This window comes from Natronocalculus amylovorans (assembly GCF_023638035.1).
Classification (GTDB): Archaea; Halobacteriota; Halobacteria; order Halobacteriales; family Haloferacaceae; genus Natronocalculus; species Natronocalculus amylovorans.
Genome location: NZ_JAKRVX010000003.1, coordinates 221,301 through 244,648 on the forward strand (window position 1 = coordinate 221,301; position 23,348 = coordinate 244,648).

Annotated in this window: 20 protein-coding genes and 1 pseudogene; 13 read left to right on the top strand and 8 right to left on the bottom strand. The window is 51.4% G+C overall.

Going from position 1 to position 23,348, the window contains the following annotated elements; all coding sequences use genetic code 11:
* Positions 1 to 11 precede the first annotated feature (11 nt).
* The 3 genes from AArcSt2_RS09280 to glpK form a co-directional block, all read right to left on the bottom strand.
* Positions 12 to 1,199, bottom strand: a complete 1,188-nt coding sequence (locus AArcSt2_RS09280; RefSeq protein ID WP_250584132.1) for a Cdc6/Cdc18 family protein — start codon at positions 1,197 to 1,199, stop codon at positions 12 to 14.
* 170 nt (positions 1,200 to 1,369) lie between these two features.
* A complete protein-coding gene (locus AArcSt2_RS09285) occupies positions 1,370 to 2,383 on the bottom strand; it encodes a DUF7973 family transport facilitator (protein WP_250584134.1) in 1,014 nt (337 codons plus the stop codon).
* Positions 2,384 to 2,385: 2 nt separating this feature from the next.
* A complete protein-coding gene (gene glpK / locus AArcSt2_RS09290) occupies positions 2,386 to 3,921 on the bottom strand; it encodes a glycerol kinase GlpK (RefSeq protein WP_250584136.1) in 1,536 nt (511 codons plus the stop codon).
* A 276-nt stretch (positions 3,922 to 4,197) separates the two neighbouring features.
* Between glpK and glpA the strand changes: the two genes are divergently transcribed.
* The 4 genes from glpA to AArcSt2_RS09310 all read left to right on the top strand — a co-directional run bounded on the left by glpA (position 4,198) and on the right by AArcSt2_RS09310 (position 9,141).
* A complete protein-coding gene (gene glpA, locus AArcSt2_RS09295) occupies positions 4,198 to 5,949 on the top strand; it encodes an anaerobic glycerol-3-phosphate dehydrogenase subunit GlpA (RefSeq protein ID WP_250584138.1) in 1,752 nt (583 codons plus the stop codon).
* Positions 5,950 to 7,233, top strand: a complete 1,284-nt coding sequence (gene glpB, locus AArcSt2_RS09300; protein ID WP_250584140.1) for a glycerol-3-phosphate dehydrogenase subunit GlpB — start codon at positions 5,950 to 5,952, stop codon at positions 7,231 to 7,233.
* 2 nt (positions 7,234 to 7,235) lie between these two features.
* Positions 7,236 to 8,537: an anaerobic glycerol-3-phosphate dehydrogenase subunit C gene (locus tag AArcSt2_RS09305; RefSeq protein ID WP_250584142.1), complete on the top strand. Its 1,302-nt coding sequence runs from the start codon at positions 7,236 to 7,238 to the stop codon at positions 8,535 to 8,537.
* Between the two features lie 424 nt (positions 8,538 to 8,961).
* Complete coding sequence (locus AArcSt2_RS09310) at positions 8,962 to 9,141, top strand: hypothetical protein (protein WP_250584497.1); 180 nt, start codon at positions 8,962 to 8,964, stop codon at positions 9,139 to 9,141.
* 58 nt (positions 9,142 to 9,199) lie between these two features.
* Here AArcSt2_RS09310 and AArcSt2_RS16815 read toward each other — a convergent pair.
* Both AArcSt2_RS16815 and AArcSt2_RS09315 read right to left on the bottom strand, forming a co-directional pair.
* Positions 9,200 to 9,338, bottom strand: a pseudogene (locus AArcSt2_RS16815) (TrmB family transcriptional regulator); the annotation flags it as partial.
* Between the two features lie 246 nt (positions 9,339 to 9,584).
* Entirely contained in the window at positions 9,585 to 10,091 is a 507-nt protein-coding gene (locus AArcSt2_RS09315; RefSeq protein ID WP_174653749.1) for a universal stress protein, read from the bottom strand.
* A 294-nt stretch (positions 10,092 to 10,385) separates the two neighbouring features.
* Here AArcSt2_RS09315 and AArcSt2_RS09320 point away from each other — a divergent pair, with 294 nt between their 5' ends.
* The 4 genes from AArcSt2_RS09320 (at position 10,386) to AArcSt2_RS09335 (ending at position 14,142) form a co-directional block, all read left to right on the top strand.
* Complete coding sequence (locus AArcSt2_RS09320) at positions 10,386 to 11,636, top strand: FAD-dependent oxidoreductase (RefSeq protein WP_250584144.1); 1,251 nt, start codon at positions 10,386 to 10,388, stop codon at positions 11,634 to 11,636.
* Positions 11,637 to 11,699: 63 nt separating this feature from the next.
* Positions 11,700 to 13,082: a CRTAC1 family protein gene (locus tag AArcSt2_RS09325; protein ID WP_250584146.1), complete on the top strand. Its 1,383-nt coding sequence runs from the start codon at positions 11,700 to 11,702 to the stop codon at positions 13,080 to 13,082.
* A gap of 79 nt (positions 13,083 to 13,161) precedes the next feature.
* On the top strand, positions 13,162 to 13,347 hold the full coding sequence (locus AArcSt2_RS16820) for a DUF7576 family protein (protein WP_250584148.1): 186 nt from the start codon (positions 13,162 to 13,164) through the stop codon (positions 13,345 to 13,347).
* 69 nt (positions 13,348 to 13,416) lie between these two features.
* Entirely contained in the window at positions 13,417 to 14,142 is a 726-nt protein-coding gene (locus tag AArcSt2_RS09335) for a ribosome assembly factor SBDS (protein ID WP_174653745.1), read from the top strand.
* A gap of 14 nt (positions 14,143 to 14,156) precedes the next feature.
* Here the strand turns inward: AArcSt2_RS09335 and AArcSt2_RS09340 are convergent, their stop codons facing one another.
* The gene (locus tag AArcSt2_RS09340) at positions 14,157 to 14,471 is read right to left on the bottom strand and encodes an FUN14 domain-containing protein (RefSeq protein ID WP_250584150.1); all 315 of its coding nucleotides are present in this window, start codon (positions 14,469 to 14,471) and stop codon (positions 14,157 to 14,159) included.
* Between the two features lie 117 nt (positions 14,472 to 14,588).
* Between AArcSt2_RS09340 and hflX the strand changes: the two genes are divergently transcribed.
* The 3 genes from hflX (at position 14,589) to AArcSt2_RS09355 (ending at position 18,219) form a co-directional block, all read left to right on the top strand.
* Positions 14,589 to 15,887, top strand: coding sequence for a GTPase HflX (hflX, locus tag AArcSt2_RS09345; protein ID WP_174654617.1), 1,299 nt, complete (start codon positions 14,589 to 14,591; stop codon positions 15,885 to 15,887).
* A gap of 901 nt (positions 15,888 to 16,788) precedes the next feature.
* Positions 16,789 to 16,965 carry a magnesium transporter gene (locus tag AArcSt2_RS09350; RefSeq protein ID WP_250584152.1) on the top strand — a complete coding sequence of 59 codons (177 nt, stop codon included), beginning with the start codon at positions 16,789 to 16,791 and terminating at the stop codon, positions 16,963 to 16,965.
* Positions 16,966 to 17,046: 81 nt separating this feature from the next.
* Positions 17,047 to 18,219: a CobW family GTP-binding protein gene (locus AArcSt2_RS09355; RefSeq protein ID WP_250584154.1), complete on the top strand. Its 1,173-nt coding sequence runs from the start codon at positions 17,047 to 17,049 to the stop codon at positions 18,217 to 18,219.
* Positions 18,220 to 18,224: 5 nt separating this feature from the next.
* On the opposite strand, the gene AArcSt2_RS09360 is transcribed toward AArcSt2_RS09355, so the two are convergent.
* Both AArcSt2_RS09360 and fdhF read right to left on the bottom strand, forming a co-directional pair.
* Entirely contained in the window at positions 18,225 to 18,383 is a 159-nt protein-coding gene (locus AArcSt2_RS09360; RefSeq protein WP_174653740.1) for a hypothetical protein, read from the bottom strand.
* Positions 18,384 to 18,717: 334 nt separating this feature from the next.
* Positions 18,718 to 20,832 (bottom strand): formate dehydrogenase subunit alpha, encoded by a 2,115-nt coding sequence (fdhF, locus tag AArcSt2_RS09365; RefSeq protein WP_250584156.1) that lies wholly within the window; start codon positions 20,830 to 20,832, stop codon positions 18,718 to 18,720.
* Positions 20,833 to 20,976: 144 nt separating this feature from the next.
* Between fdhF and AArcSt2_RS09370 the strand changes: the two genes are divergently transcribed.
* Together AArcSt2_RS09370 and AArcSt2_RS09375 are read left to right on the top strand one after the other, a co-directional pair.
* Positions 20,977 to 21,546, top strand: coding sequence for a hypothetical protein (locus tag AArcSt2_RS09370; RefSeq protein WP_250584158.1), 570 nt, complete (start codon positions 20,977 to 20,979; stop codon positions 21,544 to 21,546).
* 74 nt (positions 21,547 to 21,620) lie between these two features.
* Positions 21,621 to 23,333, top strand: a complete 1,713-nt coding sequence (locus AArcSt2_RS09375; RefSeq protein ID WP_250584160.1) for a formate--tetrahydrofolate ligase — start codon at positions 21,621 to 21,623, stop codon at positions 23,331 to 23,333.
* The last annotated feature ends 15 nt before the right edge of the window (positions 23,334 to 23,348 follow it).

Genomic DNA, 23,348 nt, shown 5'->3' on the forward strand with positions numbered 1-23,348 from the left:
GACACTGATAATCATTTTTTCACGTCAGTATTTGAATATTCAGTCAATTTGTTGAAGACAATCGTGGGGAATTGAAACTCAATTTTAGATGGTGGGCGACCGATGTCCGATTCTCGCTCTGCTTGGATGCGTTTGATAATTCCCACTTCAGCTAGCTCGTACAGGAACCGCTCAACCGTTGTCGGCGATAAATCAATACTGCGTTTCGAAATTGCACCTGTTGCTGTCCCAACGCTTGATCGGTCATCTTCCCTGAGCGCAATAAGCTCCCGGAGCACAGCACGCCGGCTCTCTGATACAGAGAGAACTTGTCCAAGTGCAACACATGGTTGTGGAACTGAGTCCATTCCTGTTTGTAAATGCTCGTCCAAAATCCGTTCTGAGCCTTCCGTTTCTGCAACTACTGCGGCACTGAATACCGCAGCTAATGCATCATGGGCGTCTCCCGTAGCCCATGTTGCAACTGTTCGGAGCTGTTCGTGTGAGAGCGCATTCCGAACAAGTCCATTGGAGAGTCGCGTTGTCAGGATCTCTATTAGGGCATGTGTTTGGTACCGATCGAGCTGTTTTGTGAGTAGCTGTTCCATCTCACAATCGATCATCTCCGGTGCTCTTCGTCCAATCAATGTGTACGAAATCGACTCTTCGAAGTCTGAAAGCTGGCTTTGAAGTGTAGCGACCGATCGTCTTTTAGATTCGTCAACATGGTCGATTGCAATGACCGCTCCTGCGGTGGTTGGTTGGAGCCAGGAAGCAAGCTGATCGTAGATTGTGTCTGTCCCTATCCCATGTTTTGGAACCTCGTTTTCGACAAGTTGGTCCAGTATTGTATGATAGAGCGAAAACTGCGTTGTTGCCTCCCGACTGTCAACATAGACAAAATCAATGGGATTTATTGAGTCGACTCGTGTCGTCGTATATATTGGCGCCGTTTGCTGTCTCCGGAGTCGTCGGAATCCACTGAACAATGCGGTTACAACCGCACTTTTACCACTTCCTTTTGGTCCCCATAAATACAGATTCTCAGGCTGCTCGCCGGTAAATGCCGGCTCGTAGACATCTAGTAGCTGTTCAAGCAACGATCCGCGGCCTGTTGGATCTGTTAGATGGTAGACTGGGCTGAGTTGGTCATATTCAAGCACTAATCGCGGGCGAGTTTCGATCTGTCTTCGCCGTGCAATTCGTTCGTCGATGTTCATCGGTTCCGTTGTATCTACTGTTGTTTCGAAGTCACAAACTGGTCACCTTTCTGTACGGTATGTTGTAGTCTCTGCTCTGATCATATTTTGATCAGAATGACTGCGGGTTCCGTTCGCTGTACCGGTGCGGTGCAGAAAGGAGAGCCGAGATGTGCTGTGCTGTGATTCGATTATGGTGCCCCAGGTACCCACACCGCGGTGTCGAAGATTCCAACAAGTGCAAACACTGCAATGAGGAACGTCCCGAAGACAATTGCTGCTGCCGGTGGATCAACGTGTGTATCTCCATGGGCGTAGAAGATGCGTTGGAAGAACTCACCAAAGAGTCCTGAGACGAACCCGAATACGGCTCCGACAATCACAGCCACAGTCACATCACCAAACGTTGCAAATGCTGCAAGCGCTGCGGTGCTCGCTGGTAACGTAATATGATGCGTCACTGGGATCTTCTCGACACCACAGTTCAAGAAGACAAGGCTTGCAGCGCTGATTCCGAACGCTAAGAACGGGCTGCCTGTCTCAAGTGCAATAAACGCTCCAAGTACACCAACAAAGAAACTCATCAATCCGACACCCGCCCACTCATACTGGTGTGGAAGCCATGGTTCCACGAGCAATCGGCCAGTCCCATCCGTCTGCTCATTCTCAAACGGTTCCATATCAAGATAGCCATCACCCTCCGGCTCTCCAATGATATCATAGCCAAATGCTGCTCTGTGTGCTATTGCCGACAACACGACAGCGACCGCGATCGGATCCCACGGTAATCCAACACCTGCTGATATGGTTGTGATTACAAACCCCAGAATCCCGAACAATCCACCGACAACAAGAACGTCTTTCTGATGTGTTCCGAATGCGTAGAGGATATTTTTCCCTTCATGATAGCCGAAATCGGTGTCGATATATCCCTTTTGTGCGGCGTATGCTGTTGCGGCCGCACCACCAGCGAAGGCGATGTGTGGACCAAAGACTGGGCCGAATGCGATCGCATCCGTAATCATCACTGCCTCTTGTCCGCTTGCAATGCTTGCTGCTTCTCCGGCAATAACCATGAATCCCGTGAAGATGAATGCTGGAAGCGCACCCAGCGCCGCTCCAAATAGTCCGCCTGCGAATGCAGCGATCCACAGCTGCGGCTCAAAAAACGGCCCAAATTGGAGAACGACGAACTCACCAGCCATCTTCAGTCACCACCGCGCGCCCAATCGAGCGACCGCTTCACTGCTTCCTGCCAGCGGTCGTAGCGTGCATCCACGTCGCTTGTGTCTTTTGGTGAGAACTCCCGATCGATCTGCCAGTTGTCGCGCAACTCGTCGATCGTGTCCCAGTAGCCGACTGCGAGGCCAGCGGCGTATGCGGAGCCGAGGGCGGTTGTCTCGTCAACAACCGGTCGGGCGATATCCGTGTTGATGATGTTCGACTGGAGTTGGCACAAGAAGTTGTTTTTGACTGCGCCACCGTCGACACGCAGCGACTGGAGGTCAATTCCGGAGTCTTCTTCCATCGCTTCGGCAACGTCGCGTGTCTGGAACGCGATCGATTCGAGGGTTGCGCGGACGATGTGTTCGCGCCGCGTGCCGCGGGTCATTCCCACGATTGTTCCGCGTGCGCGCTGATCCCAGTGTGGTGCGCCAAGACCGGCGAACGCTGGGACGAAGTAGACGCCGTCCGTGGAGTCCACACTGCGTGCGAGTTTTTCGGACTCCATTGCATCCGAGATAAGCGTCATATCTTCGAGCCATTCGATCGCAGCGCCCGTGATGAAGATCGAGCCTTCGAGGGCGTACTGGACTGGTTGGCCTGAGCGCTGGAAGCCAACGGTGGTGAGGAGGCCGTGTTCGCTCATGACGGCCTCGTCGCCGGTGTTCATGAGCATGAACGAGCCGGTTCCGTAGGTGTTTTTGGCGTCTCCGGCGTCGAAACAGGTTTGCCCGAAGAGGGCGGCTTGCTGGTCACCGAGTGCGCCCGCAACAGGTACTTCAGCACCCAAGAAGCCGTCTGCGTCGGTGCTGCCGTACGTGTCTTCGTCCGAGGATGGACGGACTTCCGGTAGCGTTGCGCGTGGTACGTTGAACTCTTCGAGAAGTTCGTCGTCCCACTCCATGTCGTGGATGTTGAACAGCATCGTTCGCGATGCGTTCGTCACGTCAGTGATGTGGTTGCCCGTCAGATTGTAGATTACCCACGTATCGATCGTGCCGAAGAGGATTTCGCCCTCTTCAGCGCGGTCGCGGACATCTTCTGGCCGGGATCGCTGGAGTTTGATCGGGTCGGTGTTGTCCAAGAGCCACTCGGCTTTGGTTGCGGAGAAGTACGCGTCAGGCTCGAGACCGGTTTTCTGCTGAACGTCGTCTTTTTTGCCGTCTGCTTCGAGGGTCTCGATTCGGTCAGTGGTTCGGCGGTCCTGCCAGACGATCGCGTTGCCGATGGGGCTGCCGGTGTCTTTGTCCCACATGACGGTGGTTTCACGCTGATTGGTGACACCGATGGCTTCGAGCTGTTCGGCATCAATGAGGGCGTCATCGAGGGCGGTGTTGATGACGGATTTGGTGTTTTCCCAGATTTCCATTGCGTCGTGTTCGACCCAGCCCGGCTCCGGATAGATCTGTTCGTGCTTTTCATAAGCGTTTGCGATCACTTTGCCGCTGTGATCGAACACCATAAACCGTGTGCCTGTCGTACCTTGGTCGATTGCGCCGACGTATGTGTTATCTGCCATTGGTAAGTCACCACTCTTGTGTGGGGCCATTCGTTCAGGAATTCTTTACTAACGCCCCCACATCAGCAGTAAATTCTATGGACAATAGTGATAATAGTTTCTTCAATTAACACGATTTTCAGGGTTATTTTCCTACTAATCCGACAGATTCGGGCATATACCGACAGGAATCCCATATTGTTGAGTGACACTGACTATCATACATATTGGTACTTTACGGACATCGGCCCTCGGGAGGTAAAGTAAAGTGTACAGCGTCCAAGATCAAACTGGACAATGACTGACGCGCCACACGTCCTCGTAATCGGCGGTGGCTCGACCGGGTGTGGAATCGCCCGAGATCTTGCCATGCGCGGTTTAGAGGTCACCCTCGTCGAAAAGGGGAACCTTACACACGGGACAACCGGACGGATGCACGGGCTTTTACACAGCGGTGGGCGATATGCTGTGTCTGACCAAGCAAGTGCGAAAGAATGTATTGAAGAGAACAGAGTACTCCGCGAGATCGCAAGCCACTGTGTCGAGATGACTGGTGGATTGTTCGTCCAGCGACCTGAGGATCCAGATGAGTATTTTGAAGAAAAACTGGAGGGCTGCCGTGAGTGTGGTATCCCAGCAGAAGTACTGAGCCCAGAGGAGGCCCGAGAAATGGAGCCATACCTCGCAAAGGACATCAAACGGGCGATTAAGGTTCCGGATGGAGCGATCGACCCCTTCCGGCTCTGCGTTGCGAATGCAGCCTCAGCACAAGAACACGGTGCACGTATTGAGACCCACGCAGAGGTCATCGACGTACTTGTTGAGGATGGCGCTGTTGTTGGCGTTGAGATCAAACACGACACTGGACCGGGCAAGCGGGTTCACCGAGAGCCTGGCTCAACTGAGAAAATTCATGCGGATCATGTTGTCAGCGCAACTGGTGCATGGGCAGGAAAAATCGGAGACATGGCTGGTGTCGACGTTGAAGTCCGTCCATCGAAAGGTGTGATGACTATCATGAACACTCGACAGGTCGACACGGTTGTAAACCGTTGCCGCCCAAAGGGTGATGCAGATATTGTCGTCCCACACGAGACAACCTGTATTCTTGGAACGACCGATATCGAGGTTGACGATCCAGATGATTATCCGGAAGAGGAGTGGGAGGTCGATATGATGATCGACACACTCTCCGAGTTGGTTCCAATGCTTGCAAACGCTCGGACCATCCGATCGTTCTGGGGTGTTCGACCGCTGTATGAGCCGCCTGGGACGGGAACAACGGATCCAACCAACATCACTCGCGACTTTTTCCTGCTTGATCATGAGGATCGAGATGGCCTTTCGGGAATGACTTCGATCGTTGGTGGGAAATTCACTACCTATCGAATGATGGGTGAGAAAATCTCGGATCACGTCTGCGAGAAGTTCGACATCGACGCGGAATGTCGAACTGCAGATGAGCCGCTACCTGGAAGTCATGATTTCTCCATTCTGCGAGACTACATGGATGAATTTGGACTTCGATCGCCAATTGGACGACGAAGCGTTGAGCGACTTGGCTCACGTGCAGAGGAGGTCCTCAAAACGGGCGAACCGAATCCAGTGGTCTGTGAGTGCGAAGCAGTTACCAGAGCAGAGATTCAGGATGCGATCGACCAGTCCGGGTCTGATTTGAATGCGGTTCGAATCCGAACCCGTGCATCGATGGGTAACTGTCAGGGTGCATTCTGTTGTCACCGGATGGCACATGAGCTGTATCCAACCTACGATGAGCCGGTCGCGTATGAAGCCTTTGACGAGCTCTTCCAAGAGCGCTGGAAAGGTGAACGGCATGCATTGTGGGGTGAACAGCTATCGCAGGCGATGTTAAAGTACAGCTTGCACTCAACAACAATGAACGCCGATCACGATGCCGTTCGGACTGGCAGCGCGATCGACTTCTCGAAGTTTGACAGCGGACAAACAACAGCAGTTGCAGGTACTGCAGGCACGGAAACCGCAGCAACAGATGGTGGTCTTCCACCAGCTAATGGAGGCGATCAGTAAGTGGCGATCGAAGAGGATGTCATCGTTATCGGTGGTGGCATTGCAGGCTCAATCGCCGCACTATCTGCAGCAGACACTGGTGCACAAGTTCGGCTCGTGACACACAAAAAGAGCACACTCCGCCACGCAAGTGGACTCATTGACGTCCTCGGTTATACGGATGGTGAGAGTGGACCGGTGCATGACCCGTTTACGTCACTTGATGGGCTTCCTGAAGAGCATCCATACTCACTTGTTGGCGAATCAGCAATTCGTGGTGGTCTCGAGATCTTTGACACAGTAACTGACGGTGCCTACAGCGGTGCACACACAGACCAGAATGCGTTAGTAACGACCTCTGGTGGTGCAATTAAACCAACCGCACGCTATCCGACAAGTGCTGCTGCTGGTCTTGTGAGTGACGATCGATCGATGCTCATTGTTGGCTTCCGATCGCTCACTGATTTCAACGGTGAGCTCGTTGCAGACCACCTCGCGGCGGCAGGCGTTCCGTTCGAAGTTAACGGAGCAGAGATTGAGGTACCGGGTAACTACCGAGCAGATGCACGTGTAACTCGGATCGCAAACGCACTTGATCTTAACAAGGATCTATCCTACAATGGGCGTACCCTTCCCGCACGGGAAGCATTTGCAGAGGCAATTAAACCGCATCTCGGTACGGCCGATCGTGTCGGAGTTCCAGCACTTCTCGGCGACGATCACGCAGACGATGTTCGTGCTGATCTTGAGCGCTCCCTTGGCGTTGCTGTGTTTGAAATCCCAATGGGGCCACCGAGCTATCCTGGGCTTCGGCTGGAAGACTTGCTGTTTGATGCGCTTGACGACGCAGGGGTACGGATCAGTGATGGGAACCCGGCGGTTGGGTACGAAACCGCCGCAGATGGAGACACACTCGAGTCAATCACAATTGACCGGCGTGGAAGAGAGATTCCGTACCATGCTGAGCAGTTCATTCTTGCAACCGGTGGGCTAGTTGGCAAAGGAATTAACTCCGATCGAAATGGCGTCTATGAACCAGTGTTTAATTGCTATGTCCCGCACTCGGACGATCGGTATCAATGGTTCAGTGAAGACGCATTTGGTGAGCATCCGTTTGCGACGTTTGGTGTTCCGATTGACGAGCACTGTCAGCCACTGACGGCCGAGGGCAAGACGGAGTTTAGCAACCTACGAGCAGCAGGCGGCGTCATTGGTGGCGTCGATCCAACGGCAGAGAAATCAAAAAGCGGCGTCTCGCTTGCGACCGGCTATGCTGCCGGGAGAGAGGCAGGGGAGGCGATATAATCATGAGCGACGCAGAATCACCAAGCAGTTTCGACCCAACAGCACAGTCTTTCGAACCAGTCAGCGTCTTTCCGGATGCAGAGGACATGGATCTCCGGCCTGGTGCAGATAATTGTTATAAATGCACCGCATGTGACACGTCATGTCCAGTAGCAGAGGTTGATGATGAGTTTCCTGGACCGAAGTTCCAGGGACCGGAGCAGTGGCGACTCAAACGAAAATCCGATGAGGCAGTTGATGACTCGATCATGTCGTGTTCCAACTGTATGCGCTGTGACAATGCATGCCCATCAAGCGTTCCGCTCAGCCAAATGCATAATACGGCCCGAGCGGAGTACGTTGACGAGGAGATGGACAAACTCTCCCGTGAGTATCTCCGGAACCGGACCCTTGCAAACTATCGTACGCTTGCTTCGGTCGGAAGCAAAGTACCACGGCTGACGAACTTTGTGATGGGTAACAGTATCGTGCAAAAAATCAATGAGAAAATCCTCGGCATCACTGCAGAGCGCGAGTTCCCCGACTTTGCAACGGAGACGTTCCGCCAGTGGTGGAACAAACGCGGCGGTCCAAAAGTTCGATCGGAAGAAAAACGCGTTGCATACTTCCACGGCTGCTACTCAAACTACAACACCCCTGAGGTGGGTAAGGGGATGGTTCGAGTGTTCGAATCCTTTGGCTACGAAGTTGTCGTCCCGAAACAGGGCTGTTCGGGAACGCCAATGTTCGCAAACGGAATGCTTGCTGACGCAAAACGAGAAGCGGGCATTACTGTCGATAACTTCTCAGGGCTCATTGATGAGGGATACGACGTCATTGCATCGTGTACGTCCTGTTCAATGTCGCTAAAACAAGAATACCCGGAACTGTTCAGCATGGACGGAATTGAGGACCTCTCTATTCACACCTACGAAGCGATGGAGTATCTGCGCATCCATGAAGATCTTGAAGGTGCGATTGCTGACGCATCTGTTGAAGAGCAAGCGTTTGCATATCACGCACCGTGTCACGCACGAAATCAGGGGCTCGATCGACAAGCTGTCGAGCTGTTCCGCGATCTCGATGGTGTCGTCATCGAAGATGTTGGTGACTCCTGTTCTGGGATCTCCGGAACCTACGGGTGGAAAGAAGAAAAATACGAGACCTCAATGAAGATCGGTGAAGAGATGTTCGGCCATATGGAACATTCGACCGGGAACGTTGGAATGACCGAGTGTCCAACCTGTTCGATGCAGATGGAGCACGGAACTGGATACGATATTAAACACCCACTCCAGCTACTAGAAGAAGCACTCGTCGAATAGCGACCAGAATTTCTTTTGGTCTGCTAAAAGCGCAAAAAGTGCGATCGAAATACTATCTTGATTTTACGGTATTGTACGGTGTATTACTCACTGATATTCACTTGTCGAAACGTCTGTTGAAATGCTGTGCTTAGCGAGGTTACTCCAGCCGATCGACGCTTAGAGTGAAACGAGTATCGGTTAGAGTGGGCATAATCGTAGACTACGGCCGTATACAGCAACGTCTCTGACGGATCAAATTTTGTTTTGATTATCCGAGTGAAATGTATTAGCTGCTTTACTTTTCCAACGCGACACTACAGTATGGAATACAATATCGATGCGGACGAATCGGTGAGCGTGGCCGTGATACAGGCAGTAAGTACAGTTGAAGAATAAAAAATACAGTCTCTCACCGCTGGCAAACGTCGTTGACACTGATGCATTGGATGCCCTGTTCAGATCCCGACATAACGGGACAGAACGGACTGGTGGACGCCTTTCGTTTGTCTATAACAACTGTTTGCTCACAATCAAAAACGGGGAGTATCTTACACTCACACAGCTCAAATCTCATCACAGTAAATCAAATAATAATCAATTAGGTGACAAACACTTTACGTAAATATGTATTCGGGCCGTTTCACCGCTCAGGAAGCCGGCTCACGAACAGATAGTAATGCTTAAAATATGAACCAACGGGCAATCACGACAAGTCCGTTTCCGAATTTCTCACCGAAGATTGGTTGTTCTTTTTATATTAGCCATGACCGAACTCACCAAAATCGTTGATCGATCAGCCAGAAGGAGCCGGCCAATTGCCGGCGTGCCCCGTATTCAGCACTCCGTTATGATTACCTATTAAAACTGAACGATTTTAACTGAGCGGCGTGGCACGGTTCACCAAGAAAACAGATCGAGGCGATTCACAGAAATACAATGCGGATGCCACGGGGCTTGACCCCGAGGCTGTTGACAACGTACGCCGCTGTTTGTGCATGATTTACTGCTGCTCTGTGCTCTCAATGAATGGTGAGTCCGTCCCCATTGACGAGATGGATAACGGTGTTACGTGGACTTTTTGCGACGGATTGTTGTTACAGGGATCTCTGCTGTCCGGACAACCTTTTCGGTAACGCTTCCAAGCAGATAACGATCGGTACCTGTTCGTCCGTTCGTACCCATCAGAATAAGATCAATCTCGTTGTCATCAGCATATTTTAATATCTCTTTATATACAACGCCGCTCCCGATACGCTCTTTTGTTGAGACATCCGAAAGTTCTGCCACTGCCCGTTCGATCGCCCGCTCACCCTGCGATTTGAACGCTTCTTTCGACTCCTTTGGTGTCTTTCCGACCATTCCCTTTTTTTCACGGTTTTTTTCTTTTCCAGACATCCCCGATCGTTTTCCGGACGATCGTTTTCCAACCATGGCGCTATTAATATTGTGCGTCGGCATCACATACAGCACGTGTACCGTCGCATCAAATGCGGTGGCCATTTCTCGGACATGGGAGAGGGCAGATTCACACGGTTTACTACCATCTGTTGGGAATAAGATATTATCGTACATCCGTAGTATGGTACATACATTCACACATGATAAATCATTCTTTTTATACAAATATCGAGACACACTCCCAACACGATTTTTAAAACATGAAATGGACGCACACAGGTGAGAAGAAACAGGATCTGTTAGTCCCAAGAGTGATTCAACGTAGTCTCTATCTGTGGCTTCTGCAACGTGTTTTTACCATTAGAACGCGTAATGTAAATTGTCGTATTTTCGACCCATTGGCCGGTACATCTGGTATTTGCGAGTGCTGGCTGGATCGATTAATCGACAGAATACGGTTGTAATCCAATGACTCATACAACAACGGCACTAATTATTGGCGGTGGTGCAACTGGAGTCGGTATCGCCCGAGATTTAGCATTGCGTGGTGTTGGTGTAACACTTGTTGAGCGTAGTGGACTTGCAGGTGGAACATCAGGGCGATCGCATGGCCTTCTGCACAGCGGTGCACGGTACGCAGAGTCGGACCCACGGGGGGCAAAAGAGTGCATCGAGGAGAATGAAATACTTCGATCGATCGCAGGCCACTGTATCAGAGACAGCGGTGGGCTCTTTGTCCAACTTGATGACGACGATCCAACATACTTCGAAGAAAAACGAGACGCGTGCATCGAACTTGGAATTCCAGTGACTGAGCTCAGTGGCGACGATGCAAGAGTACAGGTTCCCGAACTATCTGATGATGTTGTTCGAGCGCTCGCTGTTCCTGATGGCGTCGTCTATCCATCAAGGCTTGTTTCGTTGAATGCACAGAGTGCGGTTGATGCAGGCGCAGAGATATTTATTCACAGCCCTGTTACCTCGATAACCGTCTCAGATGAGAGAATAACGGCAGTCTCTGTTGGTGGTGAACTAGACGAGACGATCGAAGCAGAGTACGTTATTAACGCAACTGGGGCATGGGCTGAACAGTGTGCTGCACTCGCAGGTGTCTCGGTTCCAATGCGACCAACAAAAGGCGTGATGGTTGCGATCCCGTACGAAGGGTTGGATCCCGTACTTAATCGGTGTCGTCTACCTGCAGATGGCGATATTATCATCCCACACGATGATCAGGTTGTTCTTGGCACAACAAGCGTTGCTGTTGATGACCCGGACAGTTACGCAATGGAGGACTCCGAGATTGAACAGATGTTTACCGAGTGTGCTGCGATGCTCCCATCAATCATCGGTCGTGAGGCGGTCCGCCCATACTGGGGTGTCAGACCGCTCTATGCACCAGATGAAGATAATCGTGGAACCGCTGATGCTGGTGTGGGTAATGAGCGAGGGATCTCCCGTGACTTCACGCTTATCGACCATACTGCGGACGGTGTTTCGAACTTCGCAACGATCGTCGGTGGGAAGCTAACCACGTACAGACAGATGGCTGAGGCAGCGAGCGACTTGGCTTCCGAAAAGCTTGGCGTACCCACAGCATCCACAACTGCAACGACGCAGATGGAGGGATTAGATGACCCTTCGTATCTCGATTCACTCGTGGATCGCTATGATGCCCGATCGCCTGCGGATGCAGATATGATCAGACACACAGTGTGAAATATCCTGTCAGAACCTGTGTGGACCCATGTGTTCTTATATACAGACCGATTCAGCGACTGTATGTTCGCGGATCGGTCCAGTTGGATTGCTGACAATCAGCCACTGAAGGGATACGGCGTGGCAGTTACACGACGGAGTACTGGAACCGACCCGCTCCTTTTTGTTACTGGATTTGGTGAATCAAACCGTCTCTATACATGGGATACTACTACAGAGCAACTTACGGACACCTCCTGTGGTATCCTTGCAGATACACAGCGACGAGCGATCGGTGTCGCTGCGGCAGATGTCGATGCTGATGGACATGAGGAGATCTACGTTCACAACACCGATGCGTATGGCGGATATACGAAAAACTGCGATCTGCTGTTTGACCGAATTGAACACGATGATCGGACGCTCTGGTGCGATATATTTAGTCTTGAAGTGAACTACGATCGGGGGAATTTTCATGCAGGGAGATCGGTAGCCGCCGTCGACCGATATGGGACTGGTCGCTATGGAATGCTGGTTGCTTGCTACGGAACACCATCACGCTTCTACGAACTTGGGGATGATGGTGAACTCACAGATATGTCTGATGCCGTCGGCTTGGAGTTCACCGGTGGCGGCCGATCGGTGCTTTCTGGGCCACTCATTAGTGATCGGATGGATGTCTTTATTGGCGCAGAGCGTGGGCCAAATAAGCTGTTTCGAAATGAGAATGGTCATTTCACGGACGTCTCTGAATCGGTCGGAGTGAGCGATCCAGACGGTAATGCACGCGGCGCTGCGCTGTTGGATAACGGCTGTGGTACCTTCGACATCGTTGTAGGTAACTGGGAGGGCCCGTGTCGCCTCTTCCAGCGCCATGGCGATCGATTTGTGGGCGGGATGCCAGAGGCGTTGCAAACCGCAGAACGCGTTCGAAACATTGTCGTTGCGGATTTCGATAACGACGGTAATCAAGAGATATTTGTCAACGCCATTGGAGCAGTAAACCGATTCTATCGCTGGGAGAACCGGACGATAACCCCACTTGATGCAGGCCATGCTGACGAGCCAACGGGACTTGGGACCGGTGCAGCTGTTGCGGACGTTGATGGAGATGGAACGGTTGAATTGCTCGTTGTGCATGGAGAACTCAAAGCACAGCCGTTATCGCTGTTTAGTATCCCAAACGAGAACGGCTGGTTGCGTGTGTATCCAACGACCCAGTATGGTGCCCCAGCACGTGGAGCCGTGGTTGAGCTACAGACAGACTGTGGTACGCAGCGGCGAGTGATTGACACTGCAAGCAGCTATCTCTCTCAATCTGAGCCAGTTGCGCATTTTGGCCTTGGAACCGATCAGGTACCGGTTTCGATCACCGTTACGTGGCCCGACGGACGGAGTACAACTGAAACCGATCTTACGGTATGCACAGAGGCTTCGGTCCCACATCCGATCGCGCCCCGATTTTAATTTTGGTTCACCCCGATTGTGTCCGTCACATCTGCCGATGGAGATGGGTTAAAGTGCTTCTACTGGAGAGTATTGTGATATGGTTAAACCGACGTCCGATCTGGGCGAGGACGTAGATGAGTCGAACGCTCCCGAATGTACTGTCTGTGAAACGAGAATCATTCGATCACCAACCCACCGTGTTGTCCCTCGAATAGAGGATGGTGTCGTCAAACACCGACATTTTTGTAGTGAGAAATGCCACACGGAGTTCGAGACAGCGTAGCGACGGGAGACAACACCGCAGTCGTATTCTCGGGGAGCGTTTTTATCCTCGGAGACGGAACATCGTGGTATGATTTCACTAGAGGATGCAGTGACGGCACGGTTGGAGTCTCATGGTGCACGATTTGAGGTACTTATTGATCCAGATGCTGCGTTGGCTATCAAGCGCGGCGAGTTTGATGGCGAACTTGAGGAGGTGATTGCCGCAGAAGATGTGTTCGAAGATGCATCTCGTGGCGATCGTCCTGCGGAGGCAGATCTAGAAAAAGCGTTTGAGACCACCGATCCACTTACCATTATCCCAGAGGTTATCAAGCGCGGAGAGATCCAGATCACGGCAGATCAACGCCGGGAGATGCAAGAACAAAAACGCAAGAGCTTGATTAATACAATCGCCAGAAATGCGGTGAATCCACAGATGGACAATGCACCGCATCCTCCTGAACGAATCGAGCGCGCGCTCGAAGAGGCAGGCTTTCGTGTTGATCCGATGGAAACAGTCGAAAACCAGGTTGATGAGGCGCTTGAAGCGCTCCGTCCCGTGATCCCAATTCGGTTCGATGAAGTGACGATCGCGGTCCAAGTTGCCGCTGACAAAGCAGGGAGTGCACAGGCACAGATTAGACAGTATGGTGACCTCGAACGTGAAGAGTGGCAGAACGATGGCTCATGGGTTGGCGTCTTAACATTCCCCGCTGGATTGCAGAATGACTTCTACGATATGGTCAACGATGTCACGAGCGGTCAAGCAGAGACACGAGTCATCAAAGACAAAGACGATATTAATACCCGGTAACAGAACCGCGTTCATTACCCCTGTTTGTATCCGATCAAAAAGCCGATCGTAAATCCCGCAGAGATCGAAAGCGTTGACAGAATTGTCCATACCCAATCCGGCGGTGCTTGGGTTGTTTGGTCTGTACCGCTGATCGCACCAGATGTTAGCCGTTCCCAGTCAACGGTTACAATGCCTCGTGCTTCAAGAAACCGAAAAATAGCCAACTCAATGCCGATAATGATCGCGATGAGTTTTGCGATTCGCTTGAACGCAAACCCGATAAGCCCACCAATAATTGCTGCCCCGCCAGCCTCCATTCCGAGCTGTTGGACATTCACGTCAATCATACAGTCATGTGATCATGAATGGCGATATGTCTTCCGTCCGGGCCGGATTTAAGGTTGTCCGCCGGCTACACTCTAGGTAACAGTGCAGGCATACTATCAACAGACAGGCGGTGATCAATAATGAGAGCCATCGTCGCAAAGCGTGTCGATGCTGGAACCGCAGATATCTCTGAGATCAGTGAACTTGCCGTTGCTGGCGGCTACGAAGCCGTTGATTCGCTAACGCAAACGCGGGAAGAGGATTCAGCGTATGTCTTTGGTGAAGGAAAGATCGCTGAGCTCGCAGCGCTTGTTGCCGATCGACAGGCAGACGCACTCATTATTGACAATGAGGTTGGCCCATATCAGATGTATAACATCGGCCAGGCGATGCCTGACGGTGTTGAGGTCATCGATCGGTTTACACTCATCCTCGAAATCTTCGGCCAACGAGCCCAAACGAGAAAGGCACAGCTGCAGGTTGAACTTGCAGAGCTACGGTATGAGCTCCCACGTGCGGCAGCAAAAACCAGTCTCGCAAAGCGTGATGAACGGCCTGGTTTCATGGGACTTGGTGAGTATGATGAGAGCCGTGAGAAGGATATCAAAGCACAGATATCCAATATCAAAGCCGAACTCGATTCGATCGCACAGAAAGAACAGGACCGCCGTGAACGTCGTCGTGAATCCGGGTTTGATCTTGTCGCGTTGGCTGGCTACACAAACGCTGGAAAATCAACTCTATTGCGACAGTTGGCGGCTGAGCTCTCTGTGGACGAAAACGTCGATAAACATCCGGACTTGGATTCGATCGCCGAATCCAAGGATATGCTCTTTACAACGCTTGGCACAACGACACGGCGGGCGACGCTCGATCGACGTGAAATTCTGCTCACAGACACTGTTGGATTTATTTCTAACCTTCCACACTGGCTTGTTGAATCCTTCCAATCAACGCTTGAATCGGTCTATAGAGCGGATTTGGTGCTGCTCGTTGTCGATGCAAGCGAATCCGTCCAAGAGATACGCGAAAAGCTTGTGACAAGTCACGACACGCTGTATGAACGGAATGAAGCACCGATTGTGACCGTTTTCAATAAGATTGACCAGGTTGAGCAGGCTGAGCTTGCAGACAAACTGTCCGCACTCTCTGGGCTGACGCCGAATCCAATAACTGTCTCTGGGCTTACTGGAGAGCACATCGAGGAACTAAAACACCGGATCGAAGCGGAACTACCTGCATGGGAGCGCGAACGGCTCTTGCTCCCACTGACTGATGAGACGATGTCTGTTGTGTCATGGATTCATGACCACGGATACGTCTCCGAGGAGAACTACGAGAACGATCACGTTAGCGTGTCATTTGAGGCGCGTCCACCGATCGTTGAAAAAGCACGAGCCAAGGCGGCAGAACTGCATCCAGTTGAACCAAACTGACAATCTGCCATATTTTCGTTCCATTAGCTGGCATATCTGGTCGTCGCGAGCACTGCGTTTACAGCAGCGGTCAAGCCGGCATCGCATATCGTACACTGGTTGTGGGAAACCAGCCGGGATCGAACGTCCACACGGATCCAAATGTGACCTCGTGTGCACAGTACAAACCGACAACCATGGGTGGGTGACCCAAACTGTCTTGGGAATCAATTATCCGGTATGGGCGATTTTTTTGCATAAACGCTGGATAGTCGCAATCATACCCCGGATTTAAAAACGATCGACCCAGTCGTTGTGTGGCCATGTGCAGCGATTTATTTATTGTGTGTCATATAATCTGTCCACAAAAATACTTTTTCGATGAACAAGTAATATGGAGGCATGGATGACGAATCATCTCTACCACAGATCGATGACAGAGCCGATATTGAAGAGCTAGAACGTAGATTGCATTACCAGAGTTTGCAGATACGACTACTATGGGCGACGCTACTAGTCGCGATTACGCTCATATTTCCAGTCGCTGGGTTTGGATTAGCATTTTTGATTGTAACGTTTCTGTTTTTCAAATCAAGACGGTGATTATATTGAACACATTGGAACCGGCCCACTTGCGGACATTGAAAACAGATTGCTGTCAGGAGATGACTATTGCTACACACGGTCCCCATGTGTAACATATTCTAATCGTTTACGACCCGTGCGTTGTCGGCTGGACTCGTGATTGAGGCTTTGAACAGACGCTTGAGGCAGTTATTTTCCGTGGACTCTTCATTCCAGCGGACATAGACCTGAGTGAGAATGTCGAACACAGGCGTCGATAATCGTTGTCCGTAGTGGTGGGCATACTGACGACAGAAATGCGATACAGCACTTCGCTCGTGAAGGGACAGTTGGCTTGTTGGTCAGAGCCATTATCAGGGCGGCCGATGCACTGTCAGCCTCCGGTTGGCTTGCAAACAAGGCTGGCTACGATCCAGCAGCAGTCTCTGATCCGTTGGTCACAACGGTTAAAGATGTCACCGCGTTAGTGATCTACTTCGGGCTCACAACAGCACTCCTACAACACCTGTTGTAACTACCGACATTCAGGTACTTTTGACTGTCAGGAACTCTGCAAATAGGCCTTACATCCCGGAGGTGGTAATATTGCTTATATATGGCCTCCTCAACAACCGAACAGACTGGTATCGAAGGCGGAGACCAACCAATCCCGGTCACAGTAGTTAGCGGTGTTCTCGGTGCTGGAAAAACTACGCTTGTCAATCAGCTTTTGTCAACGGTCGAGGACACCCGAATAGCGGTTATTGTCAACGATATGGGTCAGATAAACATCGATGCAGATCTGATTGAGCGTGAAAACGAGGATACCGGAATCGTCGATCTCTCAAACGGATGTATCTGTTGTCGATTACAGGATGATCTGATCACCGAATCCCTGCGGCTTGCAGAGATACGTGAGTTCGACTATCTCGTTGTTGAATCCTCCGGCATTTCAGAGCCCCTCCCGATCGCACGGACGTTTATTGAGGGAACTGACAAGACGGAGGGGCCGGTTGAGCAGTTCCGATTGGATACGATGGTGACAGTGTTGGACAGCTACGGCTTTTGGAAAGAGTTTGATTCCGGCGCATCAATCCCAGAGCCAGATACCGATCCTGAGCGGCCGCTTGCGGAGGTTCTCATTGAATCGATCGAGTTCTGCGATGTACTCCTGTTGAATAAGATTGACATGGTTCCCGATTCGGAGGTCGACCGAATCGAGACGGCGGTTCGAAAACTCCAGCCACATGCCCGGATTGAGCGTACAACCTACGGTAAAATCGATCCCGCAACTATTCTTGGTACTGGCCGGTTCGATTTCAAAACGGCGCGCCGATCAGCAGGCTGGAAACAACAGCTCCGATCGCACCGAAAAGTGGCAGAAACCAATCATGGAGCTGAACACAAACAGACCGACGACCATGACCATCCGCATACAGACGCGGCTGCAACACACGGGATCAACTCGTTTGTCTATACCCGAACAGACCCATTCGATGCGGAGCGATTAGCGGAGGTCCTCCACGATCGAACTGATAACGTCATTCGCGCAAAGGGACTCTGTTACGTTGCAGGGACAGATGATGTGATTGGGATGAGCCGAGCCGGTGACGCAATTCAAGCTGGACCGATCGGTTCATGGGGTGAACAAACACCAACGACAGAACTGGTATTTATTGGCACAACGATGGATGAGGACGCGATCGCTGATCAGCTTGATGCTGCACTCGCTGATTCAGGGCCACCCACAGATCCGGACGAGATATTCCCGCTTCGAATCAACCCCTAGACAACTCACACCGCGAGATCATCTTGTAGCTCGTCGAATCCTTCGCTAAATCCGTAGTTCGATCGCTCCGCTCGCAGCTGATCCATTGCGGTCTGGTAGGTCCGATCGTATTCCAACAGATCAGTCCACCCATCCGTAAACGCGTAATTACAGTATTTGCACATATTTATGCCACGTTCGCGTTTGTATTGGGTTTTTGTGGTTATTAAATAACATATCAAGTAAAAAAGAATAAATACTGTATCAAACGGAGAGTATATATTGGGTAACTTGCTATTTGAGGTAACACTGTGATCGATTCCGGGCATGGCTCGACACAGCTGTCACCTATGGAAAGTACAATCGAAACCACACACGGGTTCTTGACCGGGCAATGTGAACGCTGCGACTGGTATGTGATCAAGGATTCATACCCGAAACTCGTAACCGCATATCAAAGCCACCTTCGAGCCGAACATCCGAAACTGTGGCTACGTCGGTAAGTTCGGCAGCTAGCGACTAATCGTCTGCAGGTTCTGCACCACCGTTGCTTGCAACAGTGATTGCTATCTCTGCGGCTGCAGCTTTGTACTCCGGTATCTTTGCGCGATCGTCAAGCACATCGTTCGTGAGCCGGTTCGCTGATGCAGCAGCAAAGTGTGGCGTCGTCCAGATAACGCCCTCTTTAATCGCCTCTGTCACTTGCGCTTTCACCTCGATTTCGCCACGGCGAGATCGGAGCGTTACCATGTCACCATCTTCGATTTCATACCGTGCCGCATCATTGGGATGAATGTCAACAAAGTTCTCTGGGTGTTGGCGATTGAGGGTTGGCGATCGGCGACTCATTGTTCCCGTGTTGTAGTGCTCCTCCAATCGGGCTGTCGTGAGAATGAGTGGATACTCTTCATCTGGCACTTCTGCGGGTGGCTGATGGCGCACACCCTCGATCTGTCCGAGTCCATTTTCCGTATCAAATGAGCTCTCGTATAGATACGGATCACCCTCGTCACCGAGCTCATAACATGGCCAGTGAAGCCCCGTCTCCCCAAGCAGTTCATACGTCATCCCGTGGTAGCTTGGACAGACCTGTCTGAGCTCTTCGAACACTGCCTCAACATCATCAAAGCGGAATCCATCCTCACCAAAGAGCCGGCTTCCAATCTCCATCAGAATCTCCAGATCGTGTTTGGTATTCTCGTGTACCTTCTGGACGCCACGCATTCGCTGGACACGCCGATCGGTATTTGTGACCGTGCCACCACGTTCGGCCCACGTTGTAGCCGGTAAAATTACATCCGCATACCTAGCGGTTTCAGTCATGAAGATATCTTGTACGACACAGAACTCAAGCTCTTCAAACCGTTTAGCGACCTCGTTCGCATCCGGCTCGGACATAATTGGGTTCTCACCCATAATATACAGGCCGTGAATCGATCGACCAGCCTCATGTGAGATCTCGACGTTCGTGAGGCCAGGTTCGGATGGGATTTCGAATCCCCAGACAGCTTCTACGGATCTTCGAGCCTCATCATCGTCAACGAGCTGATACCCAGGAAGAACGTTTGGCATTGCACCAACATCACAGGTTCCTTGGACGTTATTCTGCCCACGGAGTGGGTTAACGCCGGTTCCAGGACGGCCAAGATTTCCAGTGATGAGTGCGAGATTGATCTCGTTTTGGACGTTATCAACACCGCAAGTGTGCTGGCTCATTCCCATCCCTGTGAAGATGGCCGCATTGTTCGCCATTGCATACTTTTCCGCAGCCAACTCGATATCTTCGAGCGGTACACCGCACTCTTCGGCCGCAGCCGCTTTATCAAACGATTCGAGCGTTTCTGTGAGGTGTTCGAACCCTTCAGTTCTGTTTGCAATAAACTCCTCATCAATCCAGTCATTTTCAAGAATCGTCTTGATAACAATATTGAGGAGTGGAATGTCTGTTCCCGGGTTCAGCTGGAGATGCATATGCCGATCGCTCTCGCTAATTTTGAACGATCGAGTCGTCTTATTCGCGTGTGGGTCAACCTGAATAACAGTTGCCCCTTCAAGCACAGCCTGTCTGAAATACTGGCTGTTTGCGATCGGATGCTGTTCACCTGGATTGGCACCTTGAATCCAAAAGAGATCCCCTGCCTCGCGCAGATCTGCCATACTGTTTGTCATCGCACCAGCACCGAGACTGGTCCGCAGTGCCCATACAGTCGAGGCATGACACATCCGTGTACAGTTATCAATATTGTTTGTCCCGTAGCGTCGAGCGATCTTTTGTAGCAGGTAGTTCTCCTCGTTCATCGTTTTTGAGGAGCCGAAAAAGCCCATTGCATCGGGTTCATACGTGTCACGGATACGCGTCATCTCTGAGACGATCCGATCGTATGCCTCCTCCCATGTTGCCTCTCGGAACTCACCATCCTCTTTAATGAGCGGCTCTGTAAGGCGATCTTCGTGATTGACAACTTGGGTCGCTGCACCGCCTTTGATACAGATTCGACCCTCATTGACAGGGGCATCAGCCCACGGCATGAATTTCACATCACCAGGGTCGTCTCCCTGCTTCACTTGAATCCCACAGCCAACACCACAGTACGGGCAGATTGTTTTCACCGGGTCCGATTCATCAGTTGACATGGTGATCACCTGTGAGGTATGTACTCATGCATCGATGTTACGGTTTGTCAGTCATGAGTGTGTCGGACAGAAAACATGAATATTTATTCTTATATATTCTATCGTCGACAAAACCATTACACTGCGTGGGGATGAGATCATGGTATGATGCTCTCTGCGGAAGACATCGATCGGTATGTCGAGCAGTATCAGGCGGTTGAACCGCTCTATCCTGTCGAATCGGAGGCGATCGAGACGCTCCCAACTGCGCTTCAGACTGGTGAGTACGGGTGGAAAGATACCGAGTGGATCGTTCAGTGGTGTTTTCGACGCTATCTCGGCGACTATCCCGATACGGACCGTCGTCGTATAGAGGATGCATTTGCGACCGAATCATTTGAGTTGGTCCACACGGCTATTTCGACAGCAGCAGACACAGACGACCTACACACTGCGGCCGATGCACTCACAGCACTTTCCGGTGTTGATATCTATGTAGCATCCGCATTACTGTTCTTTATTTCTCCGGAGCAGTACCTCGTTATCGGCCCGCGAGAGTGGGAGGTTCTCTCCGAATCTGGGTTTCTCGATCGGACGTATCCTGCATCGCTGACGATCGATGCGTATCAGGAGTATCTAACTGCCTGTACCCAACTGGCAACCGAAACCGATCGATCGTTTTGGGAGTGTTACATGGGGCTGTGGCAGTGCTGGAAGAGCGAGGTGGATCACTGACCCGCTGATACTCTCACAGTGTGAAAATCTACATCGCAGTTCATTATGTTCTACGCCCGACATTCACATATTCTATGACACCACAATCCACTGATTCACCTGTTGAGACGGACTATGAGATTGCACAAAACGCAGCTATCGATCCGATTTGGGAGATCACTGAACCGTTTGGGCTATCGCAGGCAGACGTAGATCCATACGGCCGATACAAAGCGAAACTCACACCTGAGGCGATCGATCGGATCCAGTCCGAGACCGAACCGGACGGAAAGCTTGTGCTTGTGACGGGAATGACACCAACACCAATGGGTGAAGGCAAAACGGTCACCGCGGTTGGACTTGGTCAGGCACTCACACAACGTGGCTACAAGGCATCAATTACACTCCGTGAGCCGTCGCTTGGCCCGGTTTTTGGAATCAAAGGAGGCGCTGCAGGTGGTGGCTACTCACAAGTGCTCCCAATGGAAGACATCAATCTCCATTTTACCGGTGACATGCATGCGCTGACCGCGGCTCACAATCTTATTTCGACGCTCCTTGATAATCATATCCGTCAGGATACAGAACCGAGAATCGATCGCAAAGCGGTGAGATGGAAACGAGCAATTGATATGAACGATCGGGTGCTCCGAAACACCGTTATCGGCCTTGGTGAAACCGGTGGGGCGGTTCGAGAGGATGGATTCCTCCTCACTGCAGCCTCTGAGCTGATGGCTGTGCTCTGTTTATCCAAGACACTCTCGGAGCTGAAAGATCGTATCAGCCGTATTATTATTGCATACGACGAAGGCAAGAATCCGGTCACCGTCGCAGATATTGGTGCAACTGGACCTGCAACACTACTACTTCGGGATGCAATCAAGCCAAACGTAGTACAGTCAATCGAAGGCACACCGGCATTTGTCCACGGTGGCCCGTTTGCAAATATCGCACATGGAACCAATTCGGTGATCGCAAATGACGTCGCACTGCGCCTTTCGGAGTATGTTATCACTGAGGCTGGCTTTGGGTCCGATCTTGGTGCAGAGAAATTCATGCACATTGTCAGCCATCAGACAGACGTTACACCTGCCGCAGTTGTGCTTGTTGCCTCGATTCGTGCACTTCGATACCATGGCCAAGAGATGTGGCCCGCAGATCTCGATGCGCTCAAAGAACCGGATGTTGCAGCCGTTCGAACCGGGCTTAGAAACGTGGATAAACACGTCGAAAACCTCAGAAAGTTCGGAATTCCGGTTGTCATTGCGATCAATCGGTTTCCGAACGATACAGACGAAGAGATTGAGATGGTCCTCGATCACTGTCGAAACGATCTCAATGTTTCCACTGCGGTCTCGACAGTTCACGAAGACGGTGGTGCTGGCGGAATTTCGCTTGCAGAGCATGTTGTGTCTGCCGCGTCCCAACCATCCGAACTCACACCGTTGTACGAGCCAGAGGCGTCGATCGAAACAAAAATTGAGACGATTGCGACTGAGATATACGGTGCCGATTCTGTCACGTATAGCTCGCAAGCAAAAACAGACATCGAGCGGATTGAGTCACTCGATATGGATACACCTCCAATCTGTCTCTCAAAGACGTTTCACTCACTTAGCGACGACCCAAGCTTGAAAGGAGTTCCAGAGGGGTGGTCACTAACTGTCTGGGAACTCTACTACTCTGCCGGTGCTGGATTTGTCGTCGTGCTCACTGGAGACGTGATGACACTTCCTGGTCTCCCCGCAGACCCTGCAGCGACTTCGATGGATATCGATACAGACGGAGACATATCTGGCTTGTTCTGAACGATACTCACCGCT

Bases quoted from the DNA above. Each gene is read 5' to 3' on its own strand.
- AArcSt2_RS09280 (WP_250584132.1), bottom strand. From the start codon at position 1,199: ATGAACATCGACGAACGAATTGCACGGCGAAGACAGATCGAAACTCGC.
- AArcSt2_RS09285 (WP_250584134.1), bottom strand. From the start codon at position 2,383: ATGGCTGGTGAGTTCGTCGTTCTCCAATTTGGGCCGTTTTTTGAGCCG.
- glpK (WP_250584136.1), bottom strand. From the start codon at position 3,921: ATGGCAGATAACACATACGTCGGCGCAATCGACCAAGGTACGACAGGC.
- glpA (WP_250584138.1), top strand. From the start codon at position 4,198: ATGACTGACGCGCCACACGTCCTCGTAATCGGCGGTGGCTCGACCGGG.
- AArcSt2_RS09305 (WP_250584142.1), top strand. From the start codon at position 7,236: ATGAGCGACGCAGAATCACCAAGCAGTTTCGACCCAACAGCACAGTCT.
- AArcSt2_RS09315 (WP_174653749.1), bottom strand. From the start codon at position 10,091: ATGTACGATAATATCTTATTCCCAACAGATGGTAGTAAACCGTGTGAA.
- AArcSt2_RS09320 (WP_250584144.1), top strand. From the start codon at position 10,386: ATGACTCATACAACAACGGCACTAATTATTGGCGGTGGTGCAACTGGA.
- AArcSt2_RS09325 (WP_250584146.1), top strand. From the start codon at position 11,700: ATGTTCGCGGATCGGTCCAGTTGGATTGCTGACAATCAGCCACTGAAG.
- AArcSt2_RS16820 (WP_250584148.1), top strand. From the start codon at position 13,162: ATGGTTAAACCGACGTCCGATCTGGGCGAGGACGTAGATGAGTCGAAC.
- AArcSt2_RS09335 (WP_174653745.1), top strand. From the start codon at position 13,417: ATGATTTCACTAGAGGATGCAGTGACGGCACGGTTGGAGTCTCATGGT.
- AArcSt2_RS09340 (WP_250584150.1), bottom strand. From the start codon at position 14,471: ATGATTGACGTGAATGTCCAACAGCTCGGAATGGAGGCTGGCGGGGCA.
- AArcSt2_RS09355 (WP_250584154.1), top strand. From the start codon at position 17,047: ATGGCCTCCTCAACAACCGAACAGACTGGTATCGAAGGCGGAGACCAA.
- AArcSt2_RS09360 (WP_174653740.1), bottom strand. From the start codon at position 18,383: ATGTGCAAATACTGTAATTACGCGTTTACGGATGGGTGGACTGATCTG.
- fdhF (WP_250584156.1), bottom strand. From the start codon at position 20,832: ATGTCAACTGATGAATCGGACCCGGTGAAAACAATCTGCCCGTACTGT.
- AArcSt2_RS09370 (WP_250584158.1), top strand. From the start codon at position 20,977: ATGATGCTCTCTGCGGAAGACATCGATCGGTATGTCGAGCAGTATCAG.
- AArcSt2_RS09375 (WP_250584160.1), top strand. From the start codon at position 21,621: ATGACACCACAATCCACTGATTCACCTGTTGAGACGGACTATGAGATT.